At 37.5% G+C, this 2,240-nt stretch carries 4 protein-coding genes; all 4 read left to right on the top strand.

Annotated features, from left to right (window positions below):
* Positions 1–11 precede the first annotated feature (11 nt).
* The 4 genes from ACWCXB_RS36515 to comGE all read left to right on the top strand — a co-directional run bounded on the left by ACWCXB_RS36515 (position 12) and on the right by comGE (position 2,206).
* A complete protein-coding gene (locus ACWCXB_RS36515) occupies positions 12–170 on the top strand; it encodes an aminomethyltransferase beta-barrel domain-containing protein (RefSeq protein WP_450728798.1) in 159 nt (52 codons plus the stop codon).
* A gap of 198 nt (positions 171–368) precedes the next feature.
* Positions 369–1,316, top strand: coding sequence for an IS30 family transposase (locus tag ACWCXB_RS36510; protein WP_003130410.1), 948 nt, complete (start codon positions 369–371; stop codon positions 1,314–1,316).
* Positions 1,317–1,521: 205 nt separating this feature from the next.
* Positions 1,522–1,938 (top strand): competence type IV pilus minor pilin ComGD, encoded by a 417-nt coding sequence (gene comGD, locus ACWCXB_RS36505; RefSeq protein WP_021216554.1) that lies wholly within the window; start codon positions 1,522–1,524, stop codon positions 1,936–1,938.
* Positions 1,910–2,206: a competence type IV pilus minor pilin ComGE gene (gene comGE, locus ACWCXB_RS36500; RefSeq protein ID WP_010906316.1), complete on the top strand. Its 297-nt coding sequence runs from the start codon at positions 1,910–1,912 to the stop codon at positions 2,204–2,206. Before comGD ends, comGE begins: the two co-directional genes overlap by 29 nt.
* Positions 2,207–2,240: the final 34 nt, after the last annotated feature.

Genomic DNA, 2,240 nt, shown 5'->3' with positions numbered 1-2,240 from the left:
CAGGAGTAACTATTCACGTTAATGGTGATAAAGTAACCGTTGATTTCGACGAACCTGTTCGAGCAATTACTCCCGGACAAGCTGTTGTTTTCTATGATGGAGAAGAATGTCTTGGTGGTGCGATGATTGACGTAGCCTACAAAGCACAAAAAGTAATGCAATATCAATAAAATATTGACCTGTCAAAGTTTTGACAGGTTTTTTTGAACAAAAAAAGAAACGGTTTTCATAACTTGTCGATAATATTTCTGTACATAATAAAATACTTCGCAAATTGTAAAATGAAGTTAGCCACCTTGAGTCAAGCAAAAAACATCTGAATCTCTTATACTAGAAGTTCGACCAAATAGTATAAAAAGGAAATTCAGATGCAAGACTATTCTATCACAAGCCAGAGCAAAGGGAAACACCTGACCAATCAAGACCGTTTAAACATTGAACGTTGGCACAATAAAGAAGGACTGAGCAACCGTGAGATTGCGCGCTTATTGAATAAAGCTCATGGGACGATTGACAGAGAGATGAAGCGAGGGGAAATCCAGCTCAAGCGGAAGGTAAAATACTCTGCTAAAAAGGCTCAAGAAAATTATGAAGGATTGAGGGCTCACAGTGTTCGTCCGAGTAAACTCACGACTGAGATTGATTGTTATGTGAGTACACGTCTTAAAGAAGACAAGGACTCTTTGGAAGTCATTCATCAGGCTCTAAAAGGAGTTTCTCTGAGCAGCCTCTACAATTGGGTCAACTGGGGCTGGTTAGAAGCCAAGCGTCATCATCTTTTCTATCCGCAGTATAAGGCGGCAAAGAAAATCAAACCTCGTGCGCCAAAGCATCCTTTTGGTAAGTCTATTGAAGAACGGCCTGAGTTCATTAACAATCGCTTAGAAGTGGGGCATTACGAGATTGACACGGTCATTCTTACGAGAGCTAAGAACAAGGTGCTTTTGACGCTCACAGAGCGAAAATACCGCACGGAGATCATTCGCTTGATTGATGGGAAAACAGCACAGGCGGTCAATGATGAGCTGGTGGAACTTCAAAAAAGTTATGACTTCAAATCCATTACCCCTGACAATGGCCATGAATTTGCAAGGCTCTCTGAGGTCGTAAGCTGTCCAGTTTACTATGCACACGCCTACGCGAGCTTTGAGCGAGGGACGAATGAAAACCATAACCGAATGATTCGTAGGCATCTGCCAAAAGGCACAACAAAGACGACCCCTGAAGAAGTCGCCGCTATCGAGTATTGGATGAACCATTATCCAAGAAAAATGTTCAACTATAAGAGTTCATATGAGATGAGCTTGGCTGGCTAACTTGGACTTGCAATTTGCGTTAAAGAAAAATCACAAGTTCAAAAAACTGGAGAAGCGGCAGTTGTCAAAGTAGTAGAAAGTCAAGCTCAACTTTATGAATTAGATCATGATGATGAGAAGCTGAGTCTGTCAGAATTGCTCAGTGCAGGGATGATTACTCAAAAACAAATTTCTGCTTACGATAATTACTATGATCAGAATAAAAATGAAGAACGAAATTTTAATGACTAAAGCATTTACTTTACTAGAGTCTCTTCTAGTTTTGTTGATTATTTCTTTTATCACAACTCTATTTTCTTTAGAAATAATACAAACAATCCATCTTTTTAAGGGAGAATTGTTTGTTCTTCAATTTGAAAATTTCTATAAAAGGAGTCAAGAAGATGCTGCACTGCTTCAAAAATCTGAAAGTTTAGTTGCTAAAAATCAAGAATTAATCTGTGAAGATAGAAGTATCACAATTCCAAAGGAGGTAGCAGTTAAAGATTTTACAGTTAAATTTGATGATAAGGGAGAGAATTCTAGCTTACAAAAACTCACAATTTCTTTACCTTACGAAAAAAAGTTCATCACTTATCAATTGGAGATAGGCAGTGGAAAATTTAAAAAGAAAATCAGTTAAGGCATATTTGCTTTTGGAAAGTTTAATTAGTATAGCTCTACTCGCTTTTCTAGTCAGCTTTATCGTAAGTTCTCTTGTGCAAGTAAGACAAAAAGATACGGAAGAAAATCAAAAGATTGAAGCTTTAAACGTGGCACAAATGGCGATTGAAAGTCACTTAACAGAATTATCAATCAACGGTTCTGATATAAAGATAAAAGAAAACCAAAATTTACTGATTATTAGTAATCATGGAAAGGAAATTATGCGACTTGAACTTCAAAGTTAAAGAATTTACCTTGTTGGAGTGTTTGGTGGCTCTT

The organism is Streptomyces sp. NPDC001514 (assembly GCF_053597075.1).
Note: the sequence above shows the minus strand (reverse complement) of the source record. Positions and strands in the feature narration are given on the sequence as shown.

Excerpts from the sequence above, each read along its gene's own strand:
- ACWCXB_RS36510 (WP_003130410.1), top strand. The coding sequence starts at position 369 with ATGCAAGACTATTCTATCACAAGCCAGAGCAAAGGGAAACACCTGACC.
- comGD (WP_021216554.1), top strand. The coding sequence starts at position 1,522 with ATGAAGAACGAAATTTTAATGACTAAAGCATTTACTTTACTAGAGTCT.